Origin of the sequence: Paramagnetospirillum magneticum AMB-1 (assembly GCF_000009985.1) — a bacterium.
GTDB classification, from domain to species: domain Bacteria; phylum Pseudomonadota; class Alphaproteobacteria; order Rhodospirillales; family Magnetospirillaceae; genus Phaeospirillum; species Phaeospirillum magneticum.
In genome coordinates, this window is record NC_007626.1 from 2,118,355 (window position 1) to 2,145,185 (window position 26,831).

Sequence of the window (26,831 nt, forward strand, 5' to 3'; positions counted from 1 at the left end):
AAGGAAGGCCCGATGACCATGAATGCGCAACGCTCCTGGTGGAAAGATCTGAAGCTTCGCCGCAAGTTCTCCACCGTGTCCCTGGGCTTCACCCTGGTCCTGGCTGGGTTGATCGCCTTCAACGTCATGGTGCTGCGCAACCAGACCCAGAACTCGCTGGTCACCGACATGGCCGGGCGTCAGCGGATGCTGTCGCAGAAGTTTGCCAAGGAGGTGCTACTGCAAAGTGGCGGGATGGTCGTGGATCACCAAGTGACCATGCGGCTGATGCGCGATTCCCTGGCGGCCCTGATGGAGGGCGGCGAGGCGGTCATCAACCTGGATACCGGAGCCAAGGGCGAGTTGCCGCCGGCTCCCACCTTGGAGATCCGGGCCAAGCTCGCCGAGCAGGCTTCCTTGCTGCGGCAGTATGACGCGGCGGCCACGGCGCTGCTGGCGCTGGGCGCCGGCGATTCCCGCCGGGCCGACAAGCTGAAGGAACTCCTGGGGCTGCAGTCCCAATTGAGCGATACGGCCGAGACGGTGGTCAAGATGCTGAGCTTCCAGGCCGAGGGCGCCATCCGGGGCATGATCGGGTTGGAAATCATCGTCGGTCTGATCTGCGCCTTGTCCGGCCTGGTGGTCAGCAGCCTGATCGGCCGCCAGATCGCCGATCCCCTGGCGGCCTGCGCCGAGGCCGCCCGCAAGATCGCCGAAGGTGATCTGCGCATCGAGCCGCTGGAAGTGAGCTCGACCGATGAGATCGGCGTGCTGCAGCAGGCCTTCGACGAGATGCTGAGGAGCCAGCGCGATATCGCGCTGCAGACCCGTTCGGCCTGCGACGCGCTGACAGCCGCCGCCGCCGCCATCCTGTCTTCGGCTCAGGAGCAGGCGGCCGGTACCAAGCAGCAGGCCGCCGCCGTGCAGGAAATCACCACCACCGTCGAGGAAATCAGCCTGTCGGGCAAGCAGGTCGCCGAGCGTTCGCGTCAGGTGGCGGGAACCGCCGAGGCGGTGGCCACCTCGGGCAATGCCGGGTTGCACGCGGTGCGTGACGCCTCTCAGGGGATGGAAGCCATCCGCGAGCAGACCGAAACCGTGGCCGAGAACATCATCACCTTGTCCGAACGCACCCAGGCGGTGGGTGAGATCATCGCCACGGTCAACGAAATCGCCGAGCAGTCCAATCTGGTGGCGCTGAATGCCGCCATCGAGGCCGCCGATGCCCGCGAGCAGGGGCGGCGCTTCTCGGTGGTGGCCGGCGAAATCAAGAACCTGGCCGATCAGGCCAAGGAAGCCACCTCGCAGGTGCGCGGAATCCTCGAGCAGACCCAGAAGGGCATCAACACCTCGGTGATGCTGACCGAGGAGGCGCTGAAGCGCGTCGAGCTGGGCCGCGAGAAATCCACCATGTCCGAGCATGTCATCCGCCAGATGGCCGACAACATCCAGGAAAGCGTTCACGCCTTCCAGCAGATCGTCGGCGCCACCAATCAGCAGCAGATCGGTCTGGAGCAGGTGACGCAAGCCCTTCATGAAATCCGCCAGGCCAGCCAGCAGACGGCGCAGACCACCGCTCAGTTGGAGAAGGCTTCCCTCGATCTCAGCCAATTGGGCCAGACGCTGTCGCGCACCTTGGAGAAATACCGGCTTTGATCAGTATCCGCGAAAGGCTGCTGCAAGCCTTTCAGATCGAATACCGGGAACATGTTGAAGCCATCCGCACCCTGCTCGACGGCCTCGAGCACAAGGCGGAGGGGAGCGGACTCGCGCAGCTTGACGAGATATTTCGCCGCGCCCACTCCCTGAAGGGGGCGTCACGGGCGGTGGATCTGCCGGCCGTCGAGGAAATCTCCCACCGGATGGAGACGCTGTTCGCCAAGGTCCGCTCGGGTCAGGCCAAGCTTGACCATGACATGGCCATTGGCCTGGGCCATGTCCTCGACGTGATCGAGGATTGGGTGGCCGCCAATCTGGCCAACGAACCCCTGCCCGATACGGCGGCGACCATTTCCGCCCTGGATGCCATGATCGAGGGGCATGCCGCTCCGGCGGTGGTTGCCCCGCCGCGCGCACCGCCTGCGCCGGTTCCCGCTCCGCAGCTTCAGTCGGCGCCGCCGGTTCCTCAGGCCCCGCCAGACCCACCCCCCGCCGAGCCCGAGGATGACGAGCCCGCTGACCGTGCCGCCACGACCGCGCCCCTGCGGCCCGAGGAGACGGTGCGCGTGCGCGCTCTGCATCTCGACCGCCTGTTGCGCTCGTCCAACGAGTTGCTGACCGAAACCATGAACCAGCGGCAGGTGACGCAGTCGCTGCTCGGTCTCGATCGCAGCCTGGGCGACTTCGACCGCTCGTGGCGTCGGGCCCGCAAGAACGCCGCCGCCGCCCTGCGTGATCTGGGTGATTACGACCGGGCCATTGCCCTGGAACGGCAATACGAGGCGCTGGAACAATCCCTGACCGGCATCAGCCGCGAGTTGCGCTCCGTCCGGCGACGGCAGCAGCGGACCGGCTGGGCGCTGCGCCAGCTGGGCAACGACCTGCAGCAGGAAGTGCGGCAAGTCCGCATGGTGCCCGCCGAGTCCATCTTCGGTGCCTTTCGCAAGATGGTGCGCGATCTGGCCCGCGCCGTCGGCAAGCAGGTGACCGTGCAGGTCTCCGGCCTGGATGTGGAAGCCGACCGCATGGTGCTGCAGGGGCTCAAGGATCCCGTGATGCACCTGCTGCGCAATGCCCTGTCCCACGGCGTGGAGCCGCCGGACGAGCGCCGCGCCGAGGGCAAGTCGCCCGCCGCCCATGTCAGCCTGTCCTTCGACGTGTCCGAGGGCCGTCTGGTGGTGACGATCGAGGACGACGGGCGCGGCGTCAATTTCGAGGCCATCCGCCGCAAGGCGGTGGAGCGCGGCCTGTTCTCGGAAGCCCAATCCTTCGACGTGGACCGCCAGTCCCTGATCGACGTGATCTTCGACCCCGGCTTTTCCACCGCTCGGGTGGTGGACGACCTGTCGGGGCGCGGCATGGGCCTGTCCGTGGTGCGCGAAGCCATGGCCATGATGAACGGCACGGTGGAGGTCCAGGACCGCAAGCCCATGGGCACCTGTTTCCGCCTGTCCCTGCCGCTGACCGTCTCGACCCAACGGCTGTTCCTGGTGGAATGCCAGGGCCATGTCTATGGCCTGCCCACCGAGGGCGTCGACCGCCTCTATCGCGTGCGGGCCGAGGACGTGGGGACCGTGGAGGGCAAGTCGGTGGTCTTCCTGGGCGATCGCCAGATTCCGCTGCTGTCCCTGGCCCATCTGCTGGCCCTGGGGGAAAGCGCGGTCAAGGTGACCCGCAACGTGGTGCCCCTAGTGGTGCTGAAGAACGGCGAGCGCCGGGTGGCGGTGGCCATCGACGGCTTTTTGTCCATCCGCGAGGGGCTGGTAAAGGATATTGGCGTGCCCGGCGCCCGGGGCACCATGGTGGCCGGCGGCGTGCTGCTGGAGGACGGAGACATCGCCCTGGTCCTCAATCCCTTCGAGATCGTCGAGACCTTCCGCAAATCGGGCAGCATCCGGGTGCTGACCACCGTGGAGAAGCCGGCCGAGGTCAAGGTGCCGGTGATCCTGGTGGTCGACGACTCGCTGACCACCCGCACCCTGGAAAAGAGCATCCTCGAAGCCCACGGCTATCAGGTGCGTCTGGCCCATGACGGCCTGGAGGCCCTGGGCCGTCTCAGGGGCGAGAGCATCGACCTGATCATCTCGGATATCCAGATGCCGCGCCTCGACGGCTTTGGACTGCTGCAGGCGGTGAAATCCGATCCGGCCCTGAAATCCATTCCGCTCATTCTCGTCAGCTCGCTGGAAGCGCGGGAGGACAAGGAGCGTGGACTGGAACTGGGCGCCGACGCCTATGTGGTCAAGCGCAAGTTCGACCAGAAGGAGCTCCTCGAAACCATTGGGCAGTTCCTATGAGAAAAAAGATCAAGGTCCTGATCGTCGAGGATTCCCTGGTGGTGCGGGAATTGCTGAAGCACATCATCGGCTCGGACGAGAGGTTCGAGGTGATGGCGGCGGTGACCAGCGCCGAAGACTGCCTGGAAATGCTGGAGACCCAGCAGCCCGACGTCATCTCGCTCGATATCCGCCTGCCGGGCATGAACGGCCTGGATGCCACGCTCAAGATCATGTCGCGCCGCCCAACCCCGATTGTGGTTGTGGCCGCCCAGGTGGACGACAACGAATTGAACATCGCCATGAACGCGCTGCGGGCCGGGGCGCTGTCGGTGGTGGAAAAGCCGGTGGGGGTGACCAATGCCGGCTATGACACCATGGCAGCCAAGATCTGCACCCAGTTGGCGATCATGAGCCAGGTTCAGGTGGTCCGGCAGGGGATCAATCGGGGGCTGAACTTTGGCAGCGACGACACGCCGGCGCGGGTATCGCAAGGGCGGCCCGGAACCTATTCCATGGTGGGCATCGTCGCCTCGACCGGTGGGCCGCAGGCCCTGGTACAGCTGCTGGGCGGCTTGGGGGCGGACTTCCCCCTGCCAATTCTGCTGGTCCAGCACATTACGTCGAGCTTCCTCGAAGGCTTCGTGACCTGGCTGTCAGGCACCACGCCCTTCGAGGCGCGGATCGCCCAGGACGGTGAGAAGCCAGTGGCGGGTAAGGTCTATGTCGCCCCTGTCGACCACCATCTGGGATTGGTCAACGACCAACTGGTCATTCTGGATTTGCCCGCCGTGTGCAATCAGAAGCCGTCGGGAACCGTGCTGTTCGGCTCCATGGCCCGCGATATCGGTAAGCACGGCATCGGCGTGGTACTGACCGGCATGGGGGCCGACGGTTCGGAAGGGTTGCGCCAGATGGCGGATAAGGGCGCCTACACCATCGTGGAGGATGCTTCCACCTGCGTGGTGAACGGCATGCCGGCGGCGGCGGCCAAGTTGGGAGCGGCGCGTGAGACCTTGCCGCTGCCCGCCATCGCCGCCAGATTGCGTGACCTTGCCCTGGGAGGCGAGAAGTGAACGACGACCATCTCATCCTTATCGTCGAGGATTCGGTGACCCAGGCGCTCAAGCTCCAACTGGTGATGGAGCAGGAGGGTTTCCAGACTGTCTGCGCCCATTCCGGCGAAGAGGCGCTGGAACAGATCAACCGCTGCCGCCCCAGCCTGATCATCGTCGACTACCACCTGCCGGGCATTCAGGGCGACGAGCTGTGCCGCCAGATCCACATGGACATCACCACGCGGAGCATTCCGCTGATGATGCTGACCGCCGACGAGACCTCGGCGGCCGAACTGCACGGCCTTGAAAGCGGCGCCGACGATTTCGTCGCCAAGTCCGAGGACCCGGAGATCCTGCTGCTGCGGGTGCACAACCTGCTGCGCAAGGCCCGGCGCGAGGCGGTCAACGTGGAGGTCGGCCGCTCGCTGTTCCGCCGCGCCCGGGTGCTGATCATCGACGACAGCATGACCTACCGCGAGAGCCTGGCCCAGGAGCTGACCGACGAAGGCTGCGACGTCACCCAGGTCACCAGCGGCGTGGACGGGCTGCGCCTGCTGGCCGAAAGCGACTTCGACTGCGTCATGGTCGACATGGTGATGCCGGGAATGGACGGCATCGCCGTCTGCAAGGAACTGTCCAAGCTGCGCTCCGACAACGATGCGCCGCTGGTGGTCCTGATGCTCTCGGCCTACGAGCACAAGGAGAACGTCGCCCGCGCCCTCGAGGCCGGGGCCGACGACTTCGTGGGCAAGTCCACCGAGATGAGCCTGCTGCGCGCCCGCCTGCGCGCCCTGCTGCGCCGCAAGTTCCTGCTGGAGCAGAACCAGCGCATCGTCGAGGAAATCCGACTGCGCGAGATGGAGACTCTGCGCGCCAAGGCGGAAAAGGAGGCTGCCGAGGCCCGCGCCGCCTTGGCCGAGGGCCTGGCCCGCGCCAATCGCGAGCTGGAGGAGGCCAACGCCAAGCTGCGCGAGACCCAGGTGCATCTGATCCAGTCGGAAAAGATGGCGTCGCTGGGGCAGTTGGTGGCCGGTATCGCCCACGAGATCAACAATCCCCTGTCCTTCGCGCTGTCCAACGTCTTTTCCATCGAGAACTGGCTGGCGGCGGTGATGACCGAGGCGGCGCCCTGCCTGTCGGAGGACCACCTGGTCAAGCTGGACAAGGCCAGGAAGCGCATCGCCGATACCGGCCAGGGGCTCGAGCGGGTGCGCGAGCTGGTGGTCAAGCTCCGGACCTTCTCGCGCCTGGACGAGGGCGAGTTCAAGACCGTCGACATCAAGGAGGCGGTGGAGTCCGTCCTCCTGTTCCTGCGCCACAAGATGAGCGATCGCATCGAGGTCCGGCGCAACTTTGCCGAGGACAACATGCTGGCCTGCTATGCCGGTCAGCTCAATCAGGTGATCATGAACGTGGTGGCCAATGCCGTCGACGCCATCGAGGGCAAGGGTGTCATCACGGTGCGCACCTTCCGCCAGGACGGCATGTTCGCCATCGCGGTGTCCGACACCGGCAGCGGCATCCCGCCGGAAATCCAGGAACGCATTTTCGACCCCTTCTTCACCACCAAGCCGGTAGGGCAGGGGACGGGGCTGGGATTATCCATTTCCTATGGCATCATCAAGAGCCATGACGGTCGTATCGAGGTGTCGAGCCATCCGGGCCAGGGAACCGAAATCCGGATCCTGATCCCCATCAACCTGGTAGGGACTTGAAACTCATGAGCGCTTCCCGGACCGGGCCGAAGGAAAATGTACTGGTCGTCGATGACGAGCCACAGATTCTGATCGCCATCACCGACCTGCTGGAGGACGAGTTCCAGGTGTGGACCGCCAATGACGGTCCCTCGGCGCTGGAGCTCCTCAAGGAGCACGAGATGGCGGTGATCCTCTCGGATCAGCGCATGCCGGGCATGAGCGGCGCGGAATTCCTGGGCCAGGCCCGCGTGCTGTCCGACGCTACCCGCGTGCTGGTTACCGGCTATTCCGACCTGGATGCGCTGGTCAGCGCCGTCAATCTCGGTCAGATCCACGCCTATCTCTCCAAGCCCTGGAATCCGCTGGAGCTTCGGGTCGTGGTGCGGACGGCCGCCGATCGCTGGCGTCTGGACCGTACTCTCCAGCAAGAGCGCACACTGATGCTGGCGCTGATGAACAACATTCCCGATGCGGTGTTCATCAAGGATCTGCAGCTCAAGTTCTCGCGGGTCAACCAACCCCAGGCCCGGCTGACTGGGCTGGCAGATCCCAGCGATCTGGTGGGGCAGCGCCTGTCTGAACTTTTGGAATCCGATCACGCCCGGACCGTGGAGGCCGAGGAGCGTGCCATTCTGGACCAGGGCGTCGGCCAGCTGGATCGGTTGGAATCAGTGACGGACCAGGACGGAAACGCGCTTTGGTATTCGGTGACCAAGGTGCCTATCCGCCAGGGCGACGAGGTGGTGGGGCTGGCCGGCATTGCCCGCGACGTCACGGCGCGCAAGCAGGCCGAGGACTATCTCCGCCGCGCTCATGACGAATTACAGCAGGCGGTGGAAGAGCGGACCCGCTGGCTCCAGAAGGAGATCAGCCGCCGCGCCCAGGCGGAGGAGCAGGCCCAGGCGGCCCGCGAGGCGGCCGAGGCAGCATCTCGGGCCAAGACCATTTTCCTGGCCAATATGAGCCACGAACTGCGCACGCCGCTCAATGCCATCATCGGCTTTTCCGAATTGGCCAATTCCATCATGGGCAAGGCCGACATGGACCGTTATGGCGGCTTTCTCGACAACATCTCGGAATCGGCCCATCACCTGCTGCGGGTGATCAGCGATATTCTCGACGTGTCCCGCGTCGAGGTGGGCAAGGTCATCCTGCGCGAAAGCGTGGTGGACGTGGCCGAGGCGGTGCGGGCCGCCATGCGCCTGGTCAGCCATGTGGTGTCCAACAAGCGCCAATCCCTGACCTTCAGCCCCCAGGACGGCCTGCCGCTGATTCGCGCTGACGAAAGGCTGATGAAGCAGATCGTCCTGAACCTGCTCTCCAACGCAGCCAAGTTCACGCCGGAATCCGGCAATATCCGCGTCGCCGCCAATCTGGTGGACGGCTGCGTCACCGTCGAGGTGGAAGACGACGGCGTCGGCATCGCCGCCGAGGACATCGCCATGGTGCTGCAGCCCTTCGGCCAGGCGGAGAACGCCATCAGCCCCAAGCACGAAGGCACCGGACTCGGCCTACCCCTGGCCAAGGGCTTCATGGAGCTGCACGGCGGCAGCCTGACCCTGGAAAGCCGGGTGGGTGAGGGGACCAAGGTGATGCTGACCTTCCCCGCCTCCTGCGTGGTGACGGAATAGAAAAAGGGCCGCCCGATCCGGGCGGCCCTTGAAGGTTCAGGGGCGTTGCTTTCAGCCGGCCTTGCGCTTGTTGGCCGAGTGCACCGACATGGCCAGGCCGTCGTCGTGCATGGTGGTGGCGTCTTCGGGATAGGCGCCGATCTGGTGGATGGACAGGTCGGCACCGGCGAATTCCTCCTCATCGCTGAGGCGGATGCCCAGGGTGGCCTTGAGGCCGCCATAGACCGCCAGGCCACCGGCCAGGCCAAAGGCGGCGCCCATGACCGTCCCGGTGACCTGGGCGCCCAGGCTGACGCCGCCTAGGCCGCCCAGGGCTTCCTGACCGAACACGCCGCAGGCGATGCCGCCCAGGAAGCCGCACATGCCGTGCAGCGCCCAGACACCCAGAACGTCGTCGATCTTGAATTTGGCTTGGCACAGGTTGAACAGCCAGACGAACATGGCGCCGGCGATGCCGCCAGTGACCAGGGCGCCCACGGGATGCATGACGTCGGACCCGGCGCAGACCGCCACCAGACCGGCCAGGGCGCCGTTGTGGATGAAGCCGGGGTCGTTGCGGCCCACCAGCAGGCTGGTGACGATGCCGCCCACCATGGCCATCAGCGAGTTGATGGCCACCAGCCCGGAAATGTCGGCGATCACCTGGGCGCTCATGACGTTGAAGCCGAACCAGCCCACCGACAGAACCCAGGCGCCCAGCGCCAGGAAGGGGATGTTGGAGGGGGGGAAGGCCACCAGCCGTCCGTCCTTGCGGTAACGGCCCAGGCGCACGCCCAGCATCAGCACGGCGGCCAGACCGATCCAGCCGCCCACCGCATGCACCACCACCGAACCGGCGAAGTCATGGAAGGCGAAGCCGAACCAGCCCTTCATCAGGTCCTGAAAGCCGAAGCGGGTGCCCCACACCATGCCCTCGAACAGGGGATAGACCAGCCCCACCAGCACGGCGGTGGCCATCAGCTGGGTGGTGAACTTGGCACGCTCGGCGATGCCGCCCGACACGATGGCGGGAATGGCGGCGGCGAAGGTGGCCAGGAAGAAGAACTTGACCAGGTCATAGCCCGAGGCGGCGAAGGCGCTGCCGGTCTTGCCGATCAGCACGTCGGCGCCCACCAGGAAGGTGGTGCCGTAGGCCACGGAATAGCCCACGAAGAAATAGACGATGGTCGAGACCGCGAAATCCGACAGGATCTTGACCAGGGCGTTGACCTGATTCTTTTTCCTGACGGTTCCCACCTCGAGGAAGGCAAAGCCGGAGTGCATGGCCAGAACCATCACCGCCCCCAAGAGGATGAACAATACATCTGCGCCTGTCTTCGTGGTCTCCATTGGATTCCTCTGCCCAAAAATGCTGCCGCCGCCGCGGGATGGCGGCGCGGCTTCAAGATGCATGCCAAGTGCCCGCTTTGGGCAATATCTTGAAAAAACAATGCATTGTCGTGTGCGGAAAAAATAGGCGCCAGAGCTGTGCTTAATATCCGCGCTGCCGATGGAGGCATCTGCACATTAAGTGGGCGTTGCGCCCGGAGGCGATTGCGCGGCCACCAGGGTGTGCTTAATTAATAAGCTAAAATCTTTACTGGTGAATATTTGAGCAGGGCGGCGACGGTCCCGATGAAACGCAAAACGCCGGTCCCAGGGGACCGGCGTTTGCGATGCTATTCCTCAAGGAGAGGAATGGCGCGAGTGACGGGGCTCGAACCCGCGACCTCCGGCGTGACAGGCCGGCGCTCTGACCAACTGAGCTACACCCGCGCGAGGGCCGGTGATATAGCAGCCGAATTCGGGGTGCGCAAGCCTCTTTCTTTCATCCATGTGAATCGACACCTCCGCACCTGACTCTTTAAGGTGGGGAACCGTGGCTCGTGGGGAGGTGATCGTGGCCGATATCGTCAATCTCAATAAGGTCCGCAAGGCCCGCGCCAAGGCCGAGGCCGAGGAGACCGCCCGCAACAACCGGGTGCGCTTCGGTCGGACCCGGCAGGAAAAGGAGGCGGCCCGCAAGGAGGCGGAACGCAAAGACCGGGACATGGACGGAAAGCAGCTCGACGAATGACGTCCTAAAGGTGTTTGGGACTTGCATCTTCTATTGTAGAGTATCGTTCAACCGGCGCTCCTTTGGTCCGACGCCGAATCCAGCGCGCGAAACAACGCCGCGATGACCGGGAGGCCGAATGTCACAGGCACCTGAAGCCGCCGGCGAGCGGATTCCGGCCGGATTGCACGCCGCTGAAGCCGCCGGCGAGCGGATTCCGGCCGGATTGCACGCCGCGTTGCTGCGTGATCTTCCCGATGTCCTTTACAGCGTCGATGCCGCCGGCCGCTTCATATGGGTTTCTCCCAACGCGGCCACGGTGTTCGGATACTCGGCCGAGGAACTGGTCGGCATGGAGGCGGCGGCCCTTTACGCCAAGCCCGAGGACCGTGTCGGAACCGTCAGGCGGATTCGCGACGCGGGCGGCCGTGCCGTCCGCTCCGAGGTCGAAATGCGCCGCAAGGACGGCATTTCCATTTGGGCGGCCATCTACGCCTGCGCCCTGATGGACGGGGAGGGCCGGATCACCGGCATCAACGGCGCCATCCGCGACATTACTGAGATCTGGCAGACCCGCAAGACCCTGGGCGACAGCGAGGACCGCTTCCGCCGCCTGTCCGACGTGGCGACCGAGGCCATCTGCATTCACTTCCAGGGCAAGATCATCGACATGAACAAGGCGTTCGAGACCTTGTTCGCCTATTCCCGCGATGAATTGCTGACCATGTGGGCCTGGGACGTCATTGATCCCCGCGACATCTCGCTGGCCAAGAGCATGGTCGCCCAGCAATACGAGGCGCCCTACGAGGTCAGGGGCATCCGCAAGGATGGCTCGGTCTTCCCCATGGAGATCCATTCCAAGCACAGCCGGATGGGCGGCGATTCCGTCCGCGTCACCTCCATCCGCGACCTGACGCAAAGCAAGAAGGCCGAGGCCAGCGTCCGCCTGCTGTCCCAGGCGGTGGAGCAAAGCCCGGTGGCGGTGGCGGTGGTTGGCGGCGATGGCATGGTTCAGTACGTCAATTCCGCCCACGCCTCCCTGACCGGCCACTCCTCCTCCGCCGTGGTGGGAAAGCCCCTGTCGGCGCTTTATCCCGGCAAGGCGGGCGCGATGCTGGGCGATTTCTGGCGGACATTGCTCGGCCAGGGGGAACTGCAGGGCGAGCTTCAGGTCAATCGGCAGGATGGCACCTGGCAGTGGCAGCAGGTCCACGGCTCCAAGGTGGCGACGCCGGGGGAAGAGGGGACCCATTATCTACTGCAGATCGAAGACGTCACCTTGCGCAAGGATCAGGAACGCAGGCTTCAGCATCAGGCCCTGTTCGATGGCCTGACCGACCTGCCCAACCGGGTTCATGCCCTGGACCGTCTGGCGCGTGAGATCGATATGGCCCGCGACCATGGACGCAAGGTGGGCCTGCTGTTCGTTGATCTGGATGGATTCAAGGCCATCAACGATTCCCTGGGGCACGAATACGGCGACGAATTGCTGGTCCTGGCCGCCGAACGCCTGCGTCAGGCCGCCGGGGACGGGGGCGTCGTCGCCCGATTCGGCGGCGATGAGTTCCTGGTGATCATGGGAGATATGGAGGATGGCGCCGCCGCCGGCGAAGTGGCGGCGGCGATCGTCGATCGCTTCTCCCAGCCCTTCACCATCAGCCGGCGCGACCTGATCTCCACCGCCAGCATCGGGCTGGCTCTTTATCCCGAGGACGGCCGGACCCAGCAGACGCTGTTGCGCAACGCCGATATCGCCATGTATCAGGCCAAGCTGGCCGGGCGGAACCGCTTCTGCTTCTTTACCAGCCGTATGAACGAGGAGGCCGAGGCCCGGCTGCGCATGGAGGGCGAGTTGCGCCGCGCCGTGGGCACCGACCAATTCCATCTGGTCTACCAGCCGCTGGTGGCGGTGGCCACCGGCCGGGCCGTCGGTGTCGAGGCGCTTTTGCGCTGGAGCAATCCCGAACTGGGCAACGTCCCTCCGGATCGCTTCATCCCCCAGGCGGAGACCTGCGGCGTGATCGTCGCCATCGGACGCATGGTGCTGGAAACCGCCTGCCGCGATGCCCGCCGCTGGGTAGAGGACGGACATGCCGATCTCCGGCTGTGCATCAACGTCTCGCCCCGCCAGTTCCAGGACGCGGGCTTTCTCGGGGACGTACGGGCCGCCCTGGCCGGGTCGGGCCTGTCGCCGGCCAATCTGGAGCTTGAGATCACCGAGGGATTGCTGCTGACCGAGCGCGGCGACGTGGACACTCTGCTGCGGACCTTGACCGATATGGGCGTCAAACTGTCCATCGACGATTTCGGCACAGGCTATTCGTCGCTCAGCTATCTCGAGCGTTTTCCCTTTGATACCTTGAAGATCGACCGTTCCTTCATGATCGGCATGCTGGAGCGCCAGGAACGCAAGGTGCTGGTGGAGACCATCGTGGCCATGGCTTCGGGGCTGGGCCTCGAAGTCATTGCCGAAGGGGTCGAAACGGCGGAGCAGATGGCCCATCTCGCCGCCATCAACTGCGACATCGCCCAGGGCTACCTGTTCAGCCGGCCGGTTCCCGCCGGGGATATTTCGCCGCTGCTGGATCGGGTCTTCCGGTAGGGCCGGAGCCTATTTCTCCTCCCAGGGCACCGGCATGGCGCGCCAGCGCTTCCAGCACTTGTCCGCCGCCCCCAGCAGGGCCGAGCGGCGGCTCTGATGCCAGCCGGCGACCAGTCCGGCAGCGCGGGACGAGCCCGTTTCGGCGCCGCGCCCCGACAGCTTGGGTCCCGCCACGGCGATATCGTTGAGTTGGCCCAGGACATCTTGTAATTCCGACAACTCGGCCAGGAAGACCTTGGTGGTCTTGCGCGGCACCAGCGAGGCGAAGAACTCGCCGGCATAGCGCACCTGCTTGCCGCGGATGCGCACCGCGTGCCGCTGTTCGGGCGAAAGCCGTGACAGGGATTCGCCGCCTTCCCTCAGCAGGTTTCGGACGGCCTTGCTGACACGACGGGCGGCGAAGGCGGCGATGGGCTCGGCCAGCCGGCGGCGTGGCCCGCCATGGGTCGGGGCCTGCCAGTCGCCGGTTTCAACCCAGCGCCCCAGGTTGAGGATCATGGCCGCGTAGCGCCGGGATTTCACTGCTGCGATGGCGGCGGCCAGCTTGGCCTCGCGGTCCTTGCGCCAATGGGCGTGCAGGGCGGCTAGTCCGGCATCGTCGGGATGGGCGGCCATGACCGGAGCGACGATTTCCGACAGGAAGACCTCGGCATCGCGGGCCGGGCCCAGATGGCCCAGCAGCCAGCGCAGGTCGTCCTTGACCCGCGCCAGGTCCGCACCGGCGGTAACGGTCTTGAAGACCTTGATGGCCGAGCGCAGGCGGCGCATGGCGACCCGCATCTGATGAATGGCCTCGCCCGCTTCGGTGGCCAGCAGGCAGCGCTCGTTGAGCATCAGATGCTCGAGGCAGGCGCGCGCGATGGCCCGGAAGGAGTCTTCCACCGTCATGGCGGTGGAGAGGGAGGGGGACTTGGCCTTGACCACCGGCGCGGTCTTGCCGGCCGCCAGATTGTATCCCCGTTCCGATTTGGACAGGCACATGGGCCGCGCCGCCGCTTCTTCCAGGATGCCGGCGGCCAGTTGGAACAGGTGGGCAGGGGTGCCGCTGACCAGCTCCAATTCCACCTCGGAAATCTCTTCGCGCCGGTCGCCGGCGATGACCGCGCCCCGGTCCAGCGCCACCTCGGCCTCCCAGCCGTCGCCGCCCAGGCGGAACAGGCTGCGCTCCACCTCGGTGGCGAAAACCGGCGACAGGCGGTCGGCCAGTTCCCCGTCGGCAAAGGCGGCAAGGCCGGTCAGGCGCAATTGTTCCGCGTTCAGCTCGGAAGACGGTACCGGCACTTCCCACTCGTCGCGATCGAACAGGCCGGACACCGAGGTTCCGGCAGTCTTCACCGTCTGCACGAAGCCGGAGCCGGTTCGCCGCACCCGGACGGCGATGCCCTGGGCCGCCAGGATGAAGTCGGGTGTATCGAAATAGATCGAGGACAGGCGCTTGGACGTCGGCTCGGCCAGCCGTCCGGCACTCAGGCAGGGGCGCTGGGCGATGCGGGCCAAGTCCTCGGGGGCCAGCGCCAGCTTCAACTCGATTTCTCGGCCGTCCATGAAGGTCCCTCGGTCGATCGCCGAACTATACCAGTCCTGGGGCGTTCGGCCATTAGCAAAGTGTGAACCTTCATTGACGCATTATGCGTGACAGGCTGAAAAAGCCTTGTCCTGTCCGTCCCGATATGAGAGTCCGGGAGGGGCGGGCAAGCGTGCCATCTTTGGGGGCGACGTCGATGAGCAGGAAAGGGTTGAGCCGGAGCATCCTGGCCGTGTCGCTGGCGGCGGCACTGGTGGGGTGCGGTTTTCTCAACGACCCCCGCGGCTTCACCGATGCGGTGATGAAGTCCCCCCTGCTCGACGACGATACCAGCGAACTGGCCATGAGCGCCCTGACCCGGGGCGAGTACAGCACCGCCGAAAGGCTGGCTATCGGGGCGCTGCGCCGCAATCCCAAGGACCCCTATGCCCTTTACACCGCCGGCATGGTCTATCAGGCCACCGGCCGCTACGATCTCGCCCATCAGTATTACGAGGTGATTCTGGCCAACCGCCCCCAGGTGATGCTCACCGTGCCGTCCCAGGGCGGGCCGCAGGTCCGTTCGCTGGTGGACGTGGCCCAGGCCAACCTGCTGGTGGTGGACAAGATGCTGGGCCGTTCCGTCGTCGGTTCGGCGTTGCGCTCCGGGCGGGGGACGGAGATGACGCCGCAGCAATTGGAGCACACTGGCGCCTCAAGGTGCCGCGCGGGGCTCCATCGCGGCCGAACCGCTGGGCGAGCCGGGGCAGGCGATCCCGGCCTCCATGATGGCGACGCGGGGCGCCACTCAGGCCGAGACCAACGTCGCCACCCGTTTCCGTGCCTTGCGCCGCCTGTTGGACGAGGGGCTGATCACCCCGGAGGAGCATTCCCGGCGCCGCAACACCAATCTTGGCGCATTGCTGCCCTATTCGTCGTCGCTGCCCCCGGCCCAGGGGCTGGAACGCCCCGGCCCAACCGAGGAACAGGTGGTGGACCGCCTGCGCGCCCTGGCTGTTTCCCTGGAAAGCCGCGCTTTGTCGCCGGCCGAGCACGGGGCCGAGCGCACCGCCATCCTCGACGCCTTGCTGCCGGCCGAGCCGCGCAAGGTCGACATGCCGGTGCTGCCGCCCAAGGATATGATGGAGGCGGCCACCGCCGTCGGCCGGGTCGAGCGGCTGCGCGCCGCCAATCTGATCTCCACCGAGGAGGCCAAGCGCGAGAAGGCCGCCGTCGAAAAAGTCTTGGACAGCCAACTGGCCAAGCAACCGGTTTCGGGCACCGCGTCCGGCCTGCGCCAGGGCTCCGCCAATGGCAACGGGGCCAAGTCGTCGTCCGGCGGCGGCACGCCCGGCGTCGGCCTGGGCAGCGCCAAGACCGAGGAGGCCGCCCGCGAGACCTGGGAAAAGATCAAGGCCAAATTCCCCGAGGAGCTGGGCGCGGTCAACGCCACCTTCCCCAAGGTTGACCAGGCGAGCGCGGAACCCGCTGGCGCATCGTCGCCGGTCCCCTGAAAAACCGGGCCGAGGCGGTGAAGCTGTGCAAGGTGCTGAAGCTTCATCGTCAGTCCTGCGAGGCGACGTCATATTAACGCAAATTCCGCCGGTCTGACCTTCGGTCTATGGGGGGGCTTGAATCCACCCCCACGGGCATACAATGTGCTGTCGTGTAAGGCATCGAGGGGGGCGCGCCGTGACGTACAAGGATATCCTGGTCCAGGTTGACGATCATCCGCGCGCCCGGGTGCGGCTGGAACTGGCGGCCGGCCTTGCCGCCCGCTTTCAGGCTCATCTCATCGCGCTCAATGTGCGCGACCAGACATTGCTGCCCTCCCATGTGACCGCCCAGTTCGGGGGCGATCTCGACCAGTTCCGGGCCGCCGGCGATGCCGAGGCCGCGTCGCGGGTCATGGCCATGGTCGAGTCCTTCGACGTTCCCCCTGGGGTGACCCGGGAATGGCGCGACGTCACCGGCCCGCTGTCGGAAACCGTGGCGCTGCACGCCCGCTATGCCGATCTGGCGGTGATCGGGCAGGCCCAGGCCGAGTCTTCCTCACCCCGTCTGGCCGACGAGTTGATCATGTCGGTAGGCCGCCCGGTGCTGGTGGTGCCCTTCGCCGGGCGCTTCCCCACCCTGGGGCGGCGGGTGATGGTGGCCTGGAATGGCGGCCGCGAGGCCACCCGCGCCATCCATGACGCCATGCCCCTGCTGGTCGGCGCGGAAACCGTGCATGTCATCGCCATCAATCCCGGCCACGGCATGGCCGGGCACGGGGACGTTCCGGGCGCCGACATCTGTCTGCACCTGTCGCGCCACGGGGTCAACGCCGTGTGCGAGCACGTGGCCTCGGACGACCTCAATGTGGGCGAGATGCTGCTGTCGCGGCTGGCCGACGAGGATGTGGACCTGATGGTCATGGGCGGCTATGGCCGCTCGCGCCTGCGCGAGATGGTTCTGGGCGGCGCCACCCGGCACATGCTGGATTCCATGACGGTGCCGGTGCTGTTCAGCCACTGAGGGCGGTCTGCCCCTTGGGGTCCAGGGCCCGCTGCAATCCATCGCCCAGCAGGTTGAAGCCCAGCACGGTGGCGAAGATGGCGGCGCCCGGCCAGAAGGCCATCAGTGGGGCGCTCCAGACGACGTCCATGGCCCCGGTCAGCATGTTGCCCCATGACGCCAGGGGTGGGCGGATGCCGAGGCCCAGGAAGGACAGGGCGCTTTCGATCAGGATGATGTTGCCCACCGACAGGGTGGTGCCACCACCATGGGCGAGGCCACATTGGGGAGGATGTGGCGCAGCATGATCCGGCCGGGCCGGGCGCCCATGGCCTCGGCTGCGCGCACGAAGTCCCTGGTGCGCACCGAAAGCGTGGCGGCCCGCACCAGCCGCGCCACCCCGGTCCAGGCGACGCAGGCGATGATCACGGCGGGGCGCAGCACGGCGAAGACTTCCGACTCCGTCATGGCGGGCGGCACGCCCAGCTTGGCTGGGTCGGCGGCAGCCAGCACGATCAGCAGCGGCAGCAGCGGCAGCGACATCACGCCGTCGGTGAGGCGCATCAGCAGGGCGTCGGCCTTTCCGCCATGATAGCCGGCCAGCAGGCCGATCACCGTGCCGATCGAGGCCGCCAGCAGGGCGGTGATGGCGGCGACGCTCAGCGAGATCAGCCCGCCCTGGGCCAGCCGGGCGCCGATGTCGCGGCCGAGATCGTCTGTGCCCAGCGGGTGGACCAGGGAGGGCGGCTCGAAGCGGCTGGCCAGATCCAGCGCTTCGGGAGCCGGCAGCAGCCAGGGCGCCGCCAGAATCGCGGCCAGCAACAGCAACAGGATGGCGGCCCCGGCCTTCATGGCTTGCCGATCCTGGGGTCAAGGCGCTGATAGGCCATGTCGGCCAGGATCGAGCCTGCCAGGGTCATGGCCGTGGCCAGCAGCAGGCCCGACAGGGCCAGATTGAAGTCGTTGCCCATCACCGCTTCATAGATCAGCCGGCCCATGCCCGGCCAGGCGAACACCGTCTCGGTGATCAGCGCGCCGGAGAACAGGCCTCCGAATTCCAGGGCGATGATGGTGGTGATGGGCAGCAGGGCATTGCGCAACTGGTGCCGCAGCACGATGCGGGCCGGACCGCAGCCCTTGGCCCGCGCCGTGCGGATGTAATCGGCCCCCGCCTCGCCGATCATGGCCGCCCGCATGTGCCGGGTCGCCTGTCCGATGCCGGCCAGGGCCAGGGCGGAGACGGGCAGCACCATATGGCGCAGCCGGTCGGTGGGGCCGCCGTCGCCCACGCTCTCCACCCCGCCGGCCGGCAGCCAGCCCAGCGACACGGCGAACACCACGATCAGCATCAGCCCCAGCCAGAACACCGGCACGGAAACCGAGGCGAAGGCCGCGAGGTTGACCAGCCGGTCCACCAGGCCGCCGGGTCGCAGCGAGGCGAGAATGCCCAGCGGAATGGCCAGGGACAGGGACAGCGCCATGGCCGACAGCATCAGCAGGGCGCTGTTGCCCAGGGCCGGAGCCATGGCGTCGAGAACCGGACGGGCATAGAGGCGGGAATAGCCCAGCTCGCCCTGGAGCACTTGCCCCAGCCAGCGCAGCCAGCGCTCGGTCCAGGGGCGGTCCAGGCCGTAAAGGACTTTCAGCCGCACGGCGTCTTCGGGCGTCAGGCGGGGATCGCCGGCGATCATCAGGTCGATGGGGTCGCCGGGCATCAGGCCCATCAGGCCGTAGACCACGAAGGACATGACCAGCAGCACGAGGACCGACTGGATCAGCCTTCCGGTCACTCCCACCGCCAGTTCTCCACCCAATAGGGAGAGGGGTCCTGGTGGCCGGTGGGTTCCAGCCCCTTCAGTCCTTTGGGCAGGATGAAGGAATCCGATCTGAAGAACAGTGGCAAGGCGGGCAGGTCGGCGGCATAGAGCGCCTGAATCTCCCGCCACAGAAGCCTGCGCTTGTCCTTGTCCGGCTCCACCTCGACCGCGTCGATCAGCCTGTCCATGGCCGGGCTGGCGTAGCCGGTGTAATTCTGTCCCGACCAGTTGTTGGCTCCATTGGGGATCATGCTGGAATGGAGCATCGAGCGCGGCACGCTTTCCGGGGCCGAATACCAGGCGAACAGCGCCATGTGGGGGAATTTGCGCCGGGTCACCGTGTCACCGAACAGCACGCGGGGCGGCTCGGTCTTCAGACGAAGCTCGACGCCGATCTTCTTCCACTGGGATTGCATCACCTGCGCCACCAGCTCGCGTGAGCGGTTGCCGGCGGTGGTGACCAGTTCCAGCGACAGGCGCTCGCCCTTGGCGTTGACCCGGATGCCGCCGGGCCCCGGTTTCCACCCCGCCTGATCCAGCAGGACGGCGGCGCGGGCCGGATCGAAGGTCGCCTTGGGCAGATCGGCGGCGAACACCCAGTCCAGCGGCGGCACCAGGGATTCGGCGACGATCTGGCGGCCCTCGAACAATTGGCGCGAGATGGTCTCGCGATCCAGGCCCAGCAGCAGGGCGCGGCGGATTTCGGGGACGGCCAGGATGGGCGAGCCCAGGTTGATATCCAGATGCTCGTAGGTCAGGCTGGGCTTGGTGATGACGGCAAAGCGGGCGCCGTGGCGCTTCTCGAAGGCCAGGGACTGCTCCAGCGGCAGGCCCAACTCGCCGGCGATCATGTCGATGCCGCCCGACAGCAGGTTGGCCTCCAGCGAGGCGGTGTTCTCGATGGCCTTGACGACAATGCGCCTGAAGGCGGGCTTGGCGCCGCCCCAATGGGCATTGGGCTCCAGCACCACGTGGCTGCCCTGGACCACCGAAGTGATGCGGTAGGGGCCGTTATAGAGGCCGGGATTGGTGGAATCCTGGTCGTAGGCGGTGCGGTTGCGGTACTCGGCGGGGGCGCTTTTGAAGCGCGGCCCCTCGATATGGGCGGGCAGCAGCCGCAGATCGTTGATGGCGTTGTAGTCGAAGGTCAGCTTGTCCACGTGCAGGGTGAAGGTGCGGGCGTCCTTGACCTCGACCCTGGTGATGCGGCGGAACAGCTCGGCCGCCGCCACGCCCGACTGGGGATGGCGCCCCACCTCCCAACTGAACACCACGTCGTCGCTGGTCACTGGCTTGCCGTCGGCCCAGCGGGCGTCGGCCCGCAGCGTGTAGGTGGCGGCGATGCCCCTCTTGCCGCCCGCCAGGGTCTCCACCTTGGCCAAGCCGTTCTCGATGGTGGGCAGCGTCTCGCACAGCAGGCAGGTCAGCTGCCACGACGCGTCATAGGCGGTGATGGGGCGATGGGCAAAGGCCAGCACATAGGTCTTGGCCAGCATGGATTCGATGGACGGGTTCAGCGTCGCCGGAAATTGGGTGATGCCGATGGCCAGCTCGTCCCTGGCCCAGGCGGGGGCGGCGAGCATGACCGAGAGAAGGGCTGGGGCGAGGCGCTTGAACATCCCCCTAGAATCAAAGCCCCGCCCCCGACTGTCAAGCCGGGGGCGGGGCTGGCGCAATTTACTTGGTCTGGTCCTGAATCAGGCTCTGACGCATCGGGCAGTCGGCGGGCAGCTTGGCCGGGTCGATCTTGCCGTCCGGGCCGACGGCCGCCGCCATCATTCCCCGGCCGTAGCCGGGACCGCCCCCCCACATGCCACGCCCATAGCCGGGCCCCTGGCCGGGGGTAAAGGTGCCGTCCTTCTGGGCCTTGAGCATCTGCTCGTGACGCCAGCCGGGACCCCAGGTCTGAGGCGAGGGCTGGTCGGCCGCCTGGGCGGCGTAGGAGGCGACGAAGGCGATGGCCGCAAGGGCCGCGAGGGTTCTGAGGATGGTCTTCATGATGGTCTCCTGTCACTCTTCCCCGCTCATGGTTGTATTAGAACATGTTGGGGTAACAGGGCGATGTCCGCCGGACGGGCCGGTGTAACACAGTGTAACGCTTGCCTCCGCTCCGGCTTCGGGCATGATGGAGCGGTTCAACTCCAGGGGGGCGGGCATGAGCGGCGACGGCGATAGCAACCAGGGTCCGATGCAGTGGAAGTTCTTCCGGGCGGGGGGCTTCGATCAGGTGCGGCTGGACAGCGGCCGGGCGCTGATGAGCCTGGGGTCGCTCGACCAGAAACTGTGGGCGGCGCTTTCCTGCCCGACGCGGGGCATCGAGCTGGACCAGCGCACCCTCGACATCATCGATTCCGACAAGGACGGCCGGATTCGGGCCGGCGAGGTCATCGCCATGGTGGAGTGGGCGGGCAATCTGCTGAAGCACCCCGATCTGCTGCTCAAGCGCGAGGATGCCCTGCCGCTGGACGCCATCGACGATGCCAAGCCCGAGGGCCGCGCCGTGCTGGCGGCGGCCAAGCGCATCCTGGCCAAGAGCGGCAAGGCCGGGGCCGACACCATCACCCTGGCCGAGGTGGCTGGGGTGCAGGAGGTATTCGCCGCCAATGACTTCAACGGCGACGGCATTGTGCCCGCCGAGATCGTCGAGGACCCCTCCCTTCGCTCGGTGATCGAGGACATTATCGCCTGCCTGGGCGGCGAGACCGATCGCGGCGGTCTGCCCGGCGTGTCCGAGGCCAAGGTGAAGGCCTTCTTTCAGGCGGCCGAGGCCCATGCCGCCTGGGCGGCCAAGGCCGAAGCCGATCCCGACCTCAACCCGGTGGCGGGCGAATCCGCCAAGGCGGCCGAGGCGGTGTCGGCGGTGTCGGCCAAGCTGGACGACTGGTTCACCCGCTGTGCCCTGGCCGCTTTCGATTCCCGCGCCGCCGGGCCGCTCAACCGTTCGGAAGAGGATTGGGCCGGGCTGGCCGGGCATCTGTTGTCGGATCAGTCGGACGAACTGGCCGCCTTTCCCCTGGCTCTGGTGGGCGGTGGTTCCGACCTGCCGCTGGGGGCTGGGCTCAACCCCGCCTGGGCTGCGGCCATGGCCCGCTTCCGCGCCGAGGTGGTGGTGCCGCTGCTGGGCGAGCGCGACACCCTGTCGGCCGAGGACTGGCACGGCATCAAGCGGCGCTTCGCGGCGCGGGCCGCCTGGGCGGCGGAGATGCCCGAAGGGCCGGTAGCGCGGCTTGGCACCGAGCGGATCAAGGCCATCCTGTCCCAGGACGCCCAGGCGGCCATCGAAAGCCTGATCGCCCAGGACCTGGCCCTGGAGGCCGAGGCCAAGGCCATCGATTCCGTGGACAAGCTGCTGCGCTGCTGCCGCGACCTCGCCATTCTGCTCAACAATTTCGTCGCCTTCCGCGACTTCTACACCCGCAAGCACAGGGCGGTGTTCCAGGCCGGCACCCTGTTCCTGGACGGGCGCTCCTGCGATCTGTGCGTGCGGGTGGAGGATCCGGCCAAGCATGCCATGATCGCCACGCTCAGCCGCATCTACATGGTCTATTGCGAATGCCGCCGCCGGGGCGCCGCCGAGGACGGCGAGAAGATGTATATCGCCGCCGCCGTCACCGATGGCGATTCCGACCAACTGATGGTCGGCCGCAACGGCGTGTTCTATGACCGCAAGGGCGTGGATTGGGATGCGACCATCGTCCACATCATCGACCACCCCATCAGCATCCGCCAGTCGTTCTGGGCGCCCTACAAGAAGGTGGGCAAGATGATCGGCCAGATGGTGGAGAAGGCCGCCGCCGCCCGCGCCAAGGCCGCCGACGAGCAGGTGGCCGCCGCCGCGGTGTCGCCCAAGATTCCGCTGCCGGGGGCCAAGCCCGCCCCGGCTCCGGCCCCGGCTCCCGCCGCCGCCGCCGCGGCTCCGGCGGTGCCCGCCGCTCCCTTCGATGCCGGGCGGTTCGCCGGCATCTTCGCCGCCCTGGGGCTGGCCATCGGCGCCATCGGCACGGCGCTGGCCTCGGTGGTGACCGGCTTTCTCGCCCTGCCCTGGTGGCAGATCCCCCTGGCTCTGGTCGGCGCGCTGCTGGCGGTGTCCGGACCCAGCATGATCATCGCCTCGTTCAAGCTGCACCAGCGGCACCTGGGGCCGATCCTGGACGCCAATGGCTGGGCGGTGAACACCCATGCCCGCATCAACATTCCTTTCGGGACGGCGCTGACCCACCTGGCCAAACTGCCCGAGGGCGCCCAGCGCTCGCTGAAGGACCCCTATGCCCAGAAGGAGCCGCCGTGGCGTTCGGCGGTGTTCGCCGGCGTGGTGCTGGCGGCGCTGGCCCTGGCCTGGAAGCTGGGCTGGATCGCCAAACTGGTGGCCCTGGTGCACAAGTAAGGGGGGCTACTCCGCCACGCCGTCCTTGAGGCGTTCGATCTTCGCGCCGCAGGCGGCCAGCTTTTCCTCGACCCGCTCGTAGCCGCGGTCCAGGTGGTAGACGCGGTTGACGATGGTCTCGCCCTCGGCGGCCAGGGCGGCCAGGACCAGGGAGACCGAGGCGCGCAGATCGGTGGCCATCACCTGGGCGCCCGACAGCTTGGGAGCGCCGCGCACGATGGCCGACGAGCCGTGGACGTTGATGCGCGCCCCCATGCGGGTCATCTCGGGAACATGCATGAAGCGGTTCTCGAAGATGGTCTCGGTGATCATGGAGGCGCCCTTGGCCGTGGACATCAGGGCCATCAACTGGGCCTGCATGTCGGTGGGAAAGCCGGGATAGGGCTCGGTCATGATGTCGACGCCGGTGATCTCGCCCTGATCGGCGCGCACCCGCATGCCACGCGGCGTTTCCTCCACGTGGACGCCGCATTCCGTCAGCACCTTGTTGACGGATTCCATCAGATCGAAGCGGGCGCCCACCAGCTCGATATCGCCTCGGGTGATGGCGGCGGCCACCGCATAGGTGCCGGTCTCGATGCGGTCGGGGACCACGGAGTATTCGGCGCCGTGCAGGCGCTCGACGCCCTGGACCTTCAGGGTGCCGGTGCCGATGCCCTCGATCTTGGCGCCCATGGCCACCAGGCATTCGGCCAGATCGGTGATCTCGGGCTCGCGCGCGGCGTTGGCGATCACCGTCTCGCCCTCGGCCAGGGTGGCGGCCATCAGGATGTTCTCGGTGCCGCCCACGGTGATCTGCGGGAAGATGACGTGGGCGCCCTTGAGGCGGCCTTGGACGGAGGCGATGATGTAGCCGCCGTCCAGCTCGATCTTGGCGCCCATCTGCTCCAGCGCCTTCAGGTGCAGGTCGACGGGGCGGGTGCCGATGGCGCAGCCGCCGGGAAGCGACACCCGGGCCTCGCCGAAGCGGGCCAGCAGCGGCCCCAGCACCAGCACCGAAGCGCGCATCTTGCGCACCAGATCATAAGGCGCCGTGGTGTTGCCGATATGGGCGGCGGTCAGCTCCAGGACGCGGCCCGTATGTCCGCCATTGGCGGCGTCACCGTTCAACGCCATGGTCACCCCGTGCTGGGCCAACAAATTGGCCATGGTGGTGATATCCACCAGATGGGGCAGGTTGGACAGCGCCAGGGTTTCCTCGGTCAGCAGGCAGGCGGGCATCAGCGCCAGGGCGGCGTTCTTGGCGCCGCCGATGGTGATGGTGCCCTTGAGCGGCGTCCCGCCGACAATGCGGATCCTGTCCATGCTTGGTCCTTGAGTGAAGGGGAATCAAAGGCACCCTTTAGCCCGTCCGAGTTCCCCCGGTCAAGGGGAGGGGGAGAGGCGAGGTCAGAATCAAATTATAACGATTCGATACAAAGGAGTTGTTGCGTTGCAATATGAGGCGATTATGTTCAACCTGGGCTCGGGGTAATGTTAAATAATCAGGGGATAATGACATGAAATTTCTGAAAGTTCTGAGCGTTGCCGTGATCGCGGCGGCCGTGGCCGCCGGTGCCGCTCTCGCCCAGGCGAAGAAGCCGACCCAGGACGAGGTCAAGGCCATCGCTGTCAAGGCCGCCGATTTCATCGCCGCCAAGGGCGTCGACGAGGCCGCCAAGGCCTTTACCACCGAGGGTGAGTTCAAGTTCGGCGAGATCTACGTCAACGTCATCGATGCCCAGGGGAATTGGGTGATCTATCCGCCCAAGCCCGAGAACAAGGGCAAGAGCGTCCTGAACTTCATCGATGAGGACGGCAAGGAACTGGGCAAGGACATCCTCAACACCGGCCTGAAGGGCGAGGGGTGGACCGAGTATCGCTGGAAGAACCCCGCGACCAACACCATCCAGCCCAAGATCACCTACGTGAAGAAGGTGCCGGGCAAGGATCTCATCGCCTATGTCGGCATCTACAAGTAAGGAGGGCCGGGGATGTTCGAGCCCTTGATCGCGATTTTGCGCCGCACATCCCTGGCCGCCCGCATTACGGTGGCGCCATTCTTGGTTTTGGCGCTGACCGGCATTCTGCTGGTGATGGCGGACAGGCAGGCCGCAACCGCCTTGTCCGCCATCGACTCCATCCACCTGCAGGCGGCCGAGCGACGCAATCAGGTGGATGATCTGATTGCGACCATCTACCAGACCCATTCCGACGTTTCCCGCCACCTCGCCCTGGTGGATTCCGGGACCTCGGAGGCCAAGCTGGAGGCCATGCGCAAGGCCATCGGCGCCAATCTGGCCAAGGCCGGCGGTCTCATCGACAAGCTGAAGGCCGATCCCGCCGCCGCCGAGGCCATGGCCGACATTCAGACCCGTCTGGCCACCTATGCCAAGGCGGTGGCGCAGATGAACGACATGGCCCAGTCCGACCGGCTCATCGCCATTCCGCTGATGACCCATGTGGACAAGCAATTCGCCGAAATGGCCGCCAAGATCGAGGCCGCCCAGGGCCTGATCACCGCCGCCGCCGGCAACGCCGCCCAGGCGACCCGCGATACGGCCGAGGCGGCGGGCCAAAGGTTCTGGATGGTGACCGCCGCCCTGATGCTGGTGTTCGTCGGCATTTCCCTGCTGGTGGTCAAAAGCATCACCGGCCCCCTGATGCATCAGGTCCAGGCCATGCGCTCCATCTCCAAGGGCCATCTGGAGGTTCCGGTGGACGGGACAGAGGCCGGGGACGAAGTGGGCTCCATGGCCCGCGCCCTGAAGGTCTTCAAGGATAATGCCCTGGAAACCGAGCGCCTGCGCGCCGAGCAGGCCGGCATGGCCGCCACCGCCGAGCGCGCCAAGCGCCAGGCCCTCGACACCATGGCCGCCACGGTGGAGCGCGAGGCCGCCGCCGCCGTGGGCCGGGTGGGCGAGCATACCGGGGCCGTTTCCGACCGCGCCGACGAAATGCAGGTCTCCGCCAGCCGGGTGGACGCCAAGGCGCAAAGCGTCGCCGCCGCCGCCGAGCAATCCCTGGCCAATGCCCAGACGGTTGCCGCCGCAGCCGAGGAACTGACCGCCTCCATCGGTCAGATCAGCAGCCAGATCGGCCATTCCGCCCAGGTGACCCGTCAGGCGGTCAGCACCGCCGGGCGCGCCCAGGACACCATCGGGGAACTGACCCGGGCCGTGGCCCGCATCGGCGACGTGGCCGCCCTGATCGCCGACATCGCGTCCCAGACCAATCTTCTGGCGCTGAACGCTACCATCGAGGCGGCCCGGGCCGGTGATGCCGGCAAGGGCTTCGCCGTGGTCGCCAACGAGGTCAAGAACCTCGCCAACCAGACCTCGAAATCCACCGAGGAGATTAACCGTCAGGTGGCCGAAATCCGCTCGGTGACCGATAACACTGTGGTGGCGGTCCAAGACGTGATCGGCGCCATCACCGAGATCGAGCATATCGGCGAGACCATCGCCCAGGCCGTGGGGCAGCAGGGCGAGGCCACCCAGGAAATCGCCCGCAACATCGTCCAGACCACGGCGGCCGCCCAGGAAGTTTCCAGCAATATCGGCGAGGTCTCGCAAGAGGCCGCCAATACCGGCGAGCACGCCGCCCGGGTGCGCGAGATGGCCCGCGAGGTGTCGTCCTCCATCGCCGATCTGCAGCAGGTGCTGGTCCAGGTGGTGCACGACAGCGTCAGGAAGGCGGGGTAGAAATTCGGGC

The 26,831-nt window shown here is 66.5% G+C and carries 22 protein-coding genes and 1 tRNA gene; 13 read left to right on the forward strand and 10 right to left on the reverse strand.

Translation table 11 applies throughout. The features are described from left to right. The first annotated feature begins 12 nt into the window (after window positions 1-12). Genes AMB_RS09910 through AMB_RS09930 form a run of 5 tightly spaced genes read left to right on the forward strand, consistent with a single transcriptional unit; the run spans window position 13 to window position 8,300 of the window. Window positions 13-1,635 (forward strand): methyl-accepting chemotaxis protein, encoded by a 1,623-nt coding sequence (locus AMB_RS09910; RefSeq protein WP_148207370.1) that lies wholly within the window; start codon window positions 13-15, stop codon window positions 1,633-1,635. Next, the gene (locus tag AMB_RS09915; RefSeq protein WP_050750684.1) at window positions 1,632-3,935 is read left to right on the forward strand and encodes a hybrid sensor histidine kinase/response regulator; all 2,304 of its coding nucleotides are present in this window, start codon (window positions 1,632-1,634) and stop codon (window positions 3,933-3,935) included. The genes AMB_RS09910 and AMB_RS09915 overlap by 4 nt, the downstream gene beginning before the upstream one ends. After that, a complete protein-coding gene (locus AMB_RS09920) occupies window positions 3,932-4,990 on the forward strand; it encodes a chemotaxis protein CheB (RefSeq protein WP_011384369.1) in 1,059 nt (352 codons plus the stop codon). Before AMB_RS09915 ends, AMB_RS09920 begins: the two co-directional genes overlap by 4 nt. Then, window positions 4,987-6,687 carry a response regulator gene (locus AMB_RS09925; RefSeq protein WP_011384370.1) on the forward strand — a complete coding sequence of 567 codons (1,701 nt, stop codon included), beginning with the start codon at window positions 4,987-4,989 and terminating at the stop codon, window positions 6,685-6,687. The genes AMB_RS09920 and AMB_RS09925 overlap by 4 nt, the downstream gene beginning before the upstream one ends. A gap of 5 nt (window positions 6,688-6,692) precedes the next feature. Continuing rightward, the gene (locus tag AMB_RS09930) at window positions 6,693-8,300 is read left to right on the forward strand and encodes a hybrid sensor histidine kinase/response regulator (RefSeq protein ID WP_011384371.1); all 1,608 of its coding nucleotides are present in this window, start codon (window positions 6,693-6,695) and stop codon (window positions 8,298-8,300) included. A gap of 51 nt (window positions 8,301-8,351) precedes the next feature. Here AMB_RS09930 and AMB_RS09935 read toward each other — a convergent pair whose 3' ends face one another. Together AMB_RS09935 and AMB_RS09940 are read right to left on the reverse strand one after the other, a co-directional pair. After that, entirely contained in the window at window positions 8,352-9,629 is a 1,278-nt protein-coding gene (locus tag AMB_RS09935; RefSeq protein WP_043744083.1) for an ammonium transporter, read from the reverse strand. Window positions 9,630-9,978: 349 nt separating this feature from the next. Next, window positions 9,979-10,055 (reverse strand) — tRNA-Asp (locus AMB_RS09940). Window positions 10,056-10,179: 124 nt separating this feature from the next. Between AMB_RS09940 and AMB_RS09945 the strand changes: the two genes are divergently transcribed. Continuing rightward, window positions 10,180-10,356, forward strand: coding sequence for a DUF4169 family protein (locus AMB_RS09945; protein WP_070108695.1), 177 nt, complete (start codon window positions 10,180-10,182; stop codon window positions 10,354-10,356). A 118-nt stretch (window positions 10,357-10,474) separates the two neighbouring features. Next, window positions 10,475-12,937 (forward strand): sensor domain-containing protein, encoded by a 2,463-nt coding sequence (locus AMB_RS09950; RefSeq protein WP_011384374.1) that lies wholly within the window; start codon window positions 10,475-10,477, stop codon window positions 12,935-12,937. Between the two features lie 9 nt (window positions 12,938-12,946). Here the strand turns inward: AMB_RS09950 and AMB_RS09955 are convergent, their stop codons facing one another. Together AMB_RS09955 and AMB_RS26390 are read right to left on the reverse strand one after the other, a co-directional pair. Next, window positions 12,947-14,482, reverse strand: a complete 1,536-nt coding sequence (locus AMB_RS09955; protein ID WP_011384375.1) for a CYTH and CHAD domain-containing protein — start codon at window positions 14,480-14,482, stop codon at window positions 12,947-12,949. Window positions 14,483-14,951: 469 nt separating this feature from the next. Beyond that, complete coding sequence (locus AMB_RS26390; protein ID WP_231849037.1) at window positions 14,952-15,149, reverse strand: hypothetical protein; 198 nt, start codon at window positions 15,147-15,149, stop codon at window positions 14,952-14,954. A 77-nt stretch (window positions 15,150-15,226) separates the two neighbouring features. Here AMB_RS26390 and AMB_RS26395 point away from each other — a divergent pair, with 77 nt between their 5' ends. The 3 genes from AMB_RS26395 to AMB_RS09965 all read left to right on the forward strand — a co-directional run bounded on the left by AMB_RS26395 (window position 15,227) and on the right by AMB_RS09965 (window position 16,958). Further along, on the forward strand, window positions 15,227-15,955 hold the full coding sequence (locus AMB_RS26395; protein WP_011384377.1) for a hypothetical protein: 729 nt from the start codon (window positions 15,227-15,229) through the stop codon (window positions 15,953-15,955). Then, on the forward strand, window positions 15,952-16,032 hold the full coding sequence (locus tag AMB_RS26400) for a hypothetical protein (protein WP_231849073.1): 81 nt from the start codon (window positions 15,952-15,954) through the stop codon (window positions 16,030-16,032). The genes AMB_RS26395 and AMB_RS26400 overlap by 4 nt, the downstream gene beginning before the upstream one ends. 101 nt (window positions 16,033-16,133) lie before the next feature. Then, window positions 16,134-16,958 (forward strand): universal stress protein, encoded by an 825-nt coding sequence (locus AMB_RS09965; RefSeq protein WP_011384378.1) that lies wholly within the window; start codon window positions 16,134-16,136, stop codon window positions 16,956-16,958. On the opposite strand, the gene AMB_RS26405 is transcribed toward AMB_RS09965, so the two are convergent. From AMB_RS26405 to AMB_RS09985, 5 genes are read right to left on the reverse strand one after another with little or no spacing between them, the layout of a single operon-like run. Beyond that, entirely contained in the window at window positions 16,948-17,184 is a 237-nt protein-coding gene (locus AMB_RS26405) for an ABC transporter permease subunit (RefSeq protein WP_011384379.1), read from the reverse strand. The genes AMB_RS09965 and AMB_RS26405 overlap by 11 nt on opposite strands. After that, window positions 17,166-17,789 carry an ABC transporter permease gene (locus AMB_RS09970; RefSeq protein ID WP_011384380.1) on the reverse strand — a complete coding sequence of 208 codons (624 nt, stop codon included), beginning with the start codon at window positions 17,787-17,789 and terminating at the stop codon, window positions 17,166-17,168. Before AMB_RS09970 ends, AMB_RS26405 begins: the two co-directional genes overlap by 19 nt. Then, window positions 17,786-18,727: an ABC transporter permease gene (locus AMB_RS09975; RefSeq protein ID WP_011384381.1), complete on the reverse strand. Its 942-nt coding sequence runs from the start codon at window positions 18,725-18,727 to the stop codon at window positions 17,786-17,788. The genes AMB_RS09970 and AMB_RS09975 overlap by 4 nt, the downstream gene beginning before the upstream one ends. Then, window positions 18,724-20,373, reverse strand: coding sequence for a peptide ABC transporter substrate-binding protein (locus AMB_RS09980; protein ID WP_043744088.1), 1,650 nt, complete (start codon window positions 20,371-20,373; stop codon window positions 18,724-18,726). The genes AMB_RS09975 and AMB_RS09980 overlap by 4 nt, the downstream gene beginning before the upstream one ends. Before the next feature lie 58 nt (window positions 20,374-20,431). After that, complete coding sequence (locus AMB_RS09985) at window positions 20,432-20,752, reverse strand: hypothetical protein (RefSeq protein WP_011384383.1); 321 nt, start codon at window positions 20,750-20,752, stop codon at window positions 20,432-20,434. A gap of 157 nt (window positions 20,753-20,909) precedes the next feature. Here AMB_RS09985 and AMB_RS09990 point away from each other — a divergent pair, with 157 nt between their 5' ends. Beyond that, window positions 20,910-23,138, forward strand: coding sequence for a hypothetical protein (locus tag AMB_RS09990; RefSeq protein ID WP_011384384.1), 2,229 nt, complete (start codon window positions 20,910-20,912; stop codon window positions 23,136-23,138). A 6-nt stretch (window positions 23,139-23,144) separates the two neighbouring features. On the opposite strand, the gene murA is transcribed toward AMB_RS09990, so the two are convergent. Further along, the gene (murA, locus tag AMB_RS09995) at window positions 23,145-24,443 is read right to left on the reverse strand and encodes a UDP-N-acetylglucosamine 1-carboxyvinyltransferase (protein WP_011384385.1); all 1,299 of its coding nucleotides are present in this window, start codon (window positions 24,441-24,443) and stop codon (window positions 23,145-23,147) included. Window positions 24,444-24,637: 194 nt separating this feature from the next. Here murA and AMB_RS10000 point away from each other — a divergent pair, with 194 nt between their 5' ends. Together AMB_RS10000 and AMB_RS10005 are read left to right on the forward strand one after the other, a co-directional pair. Beyond that, window positions 24,638-25,099 (forward strand): cache domain-containing protein, encoded by a 462-nt coding sequence (locus AMB_RS10000; protein ID WP_011384386.1) that lies wholly within the window; start codon window positions 24,638-24,640, stop codon window positions 25,097-25,099. 12 nt (window positions 25,100-25,111) lie between these two features. Beyond that, window positions 25,112-26,821, forward strand: coding sequence for a methyl-accepting chemotaxis protein (locus AMB_RS10005; protein WP_011384387.1), 1,710 nt, complete (start codon window positions 25,112-25,114; stop codon window positions 26,819-26,821). Window positions 26,822-26,831: the final 10 nt, after the last annotated feature.

Excerpts from the sequence above, each read along its gene's own strand:
- AMB_RS09910 (WP_148207370.1), top strand. The coding sequence starts at position 13 with ATGACCATGAATGCGCAACGCTCCTGGTGGAAAGATCTGAAGCTTCGC.
- AMB_RS09920 (WP_011384369.1), top strand. The coding sequence starts at position 3,932 with ATGAGAAAAAAGATCAAGGTCCTGATCGTCGAGGATTCCCTGGTGGTG.
- AMB_RS09930 (WP_011384371.1), top strand. The coding sequence starts at position 6,693 with ATGAGCGCTTCCCGGACCGGGCCGAAGGAAAATGTACTGGTCGTCGAT.
- AMB_RS09935 (WP_043744083.1), bottom strand. The coding sequence starts at position 9,629 with ATGGAGACCACGAAGACAGGCGCAGATGTATTGTTCATCCTCTTGGGG.
- AMB_RS09950 (WP_011384374.1), top strand. The coding sequence starts at position 10,475 with ATGTCACAGGCACCTGAAGCCGCCGGCGAGCGGATTCCGGCCGGATTG.
- AMB_RS09955 (WP_011384375.1), bottom strand. The coding sequence starts at position 14,482 with ATGGACGGCCGAGAAATCGAGTTGAAGCTGGCGCTGGCCCCCGAGGAC.
- AMB_RS26395 (WP_011384377.1), top strand. The coding sequence starts at position 15,227 with ATGATGGCGACGCGGGGCGCCACTCAGGCCGAGACCAACGTCGCCACC.
- AMB_RS09970 (WP_011384380.1), bottom strand. The coding sequence starts at position 17,789 with ATGAAGGCCGGGGCCGCCATCCTGTTGCTGTTGCTGGCCGCGATTCTG.
- AMB_RS09980 (WP_043744088.1), bottom strand. The coding sequence starts at position 20,373 with ATGTTCAAGCGCCTCGCCCCAGCCCTTCTCTCGGTCATGCTCGCCGCC.
- AMB_RS09985 (WP_011384383.1), bottom strand. The coding sequence starts at position 20,752 with ATGAAGACCATCCTCAGAACCCTCGCGGCCCTTGCGGCCATCGCCTTC.
- AMB_RS09990 (WP_011384384.1), top strand. The coding sequence starts at position 20,910 with ATGAGCGGCGACGGCGATAGCAACCAGGGTCCGATGCAGTGGAAGTTC.
- murA (WP_011384385.1), bottom strand. The coding sequence starts at position 24,443 with ATGGACAGGATCCGCATTGTCGGCGGGACGCCGCTCAAGGGCACCATC.
- AMB_RS10000 (WP_011384386.1), top strand. The coding sequence starts at position 24,638 with ATGAAATTTCTGAAAGTTCTGAGCGTTGCCGTGATCGCGGCGGCCGTG.
- AMB_RS10005 (WP_011384387.1), top strand. The coding sequence starts at position 25,112 with ATGTTCGAGCCCTTGATCGCGATTTTGCGCCGCACATCCCTGGCCGCC.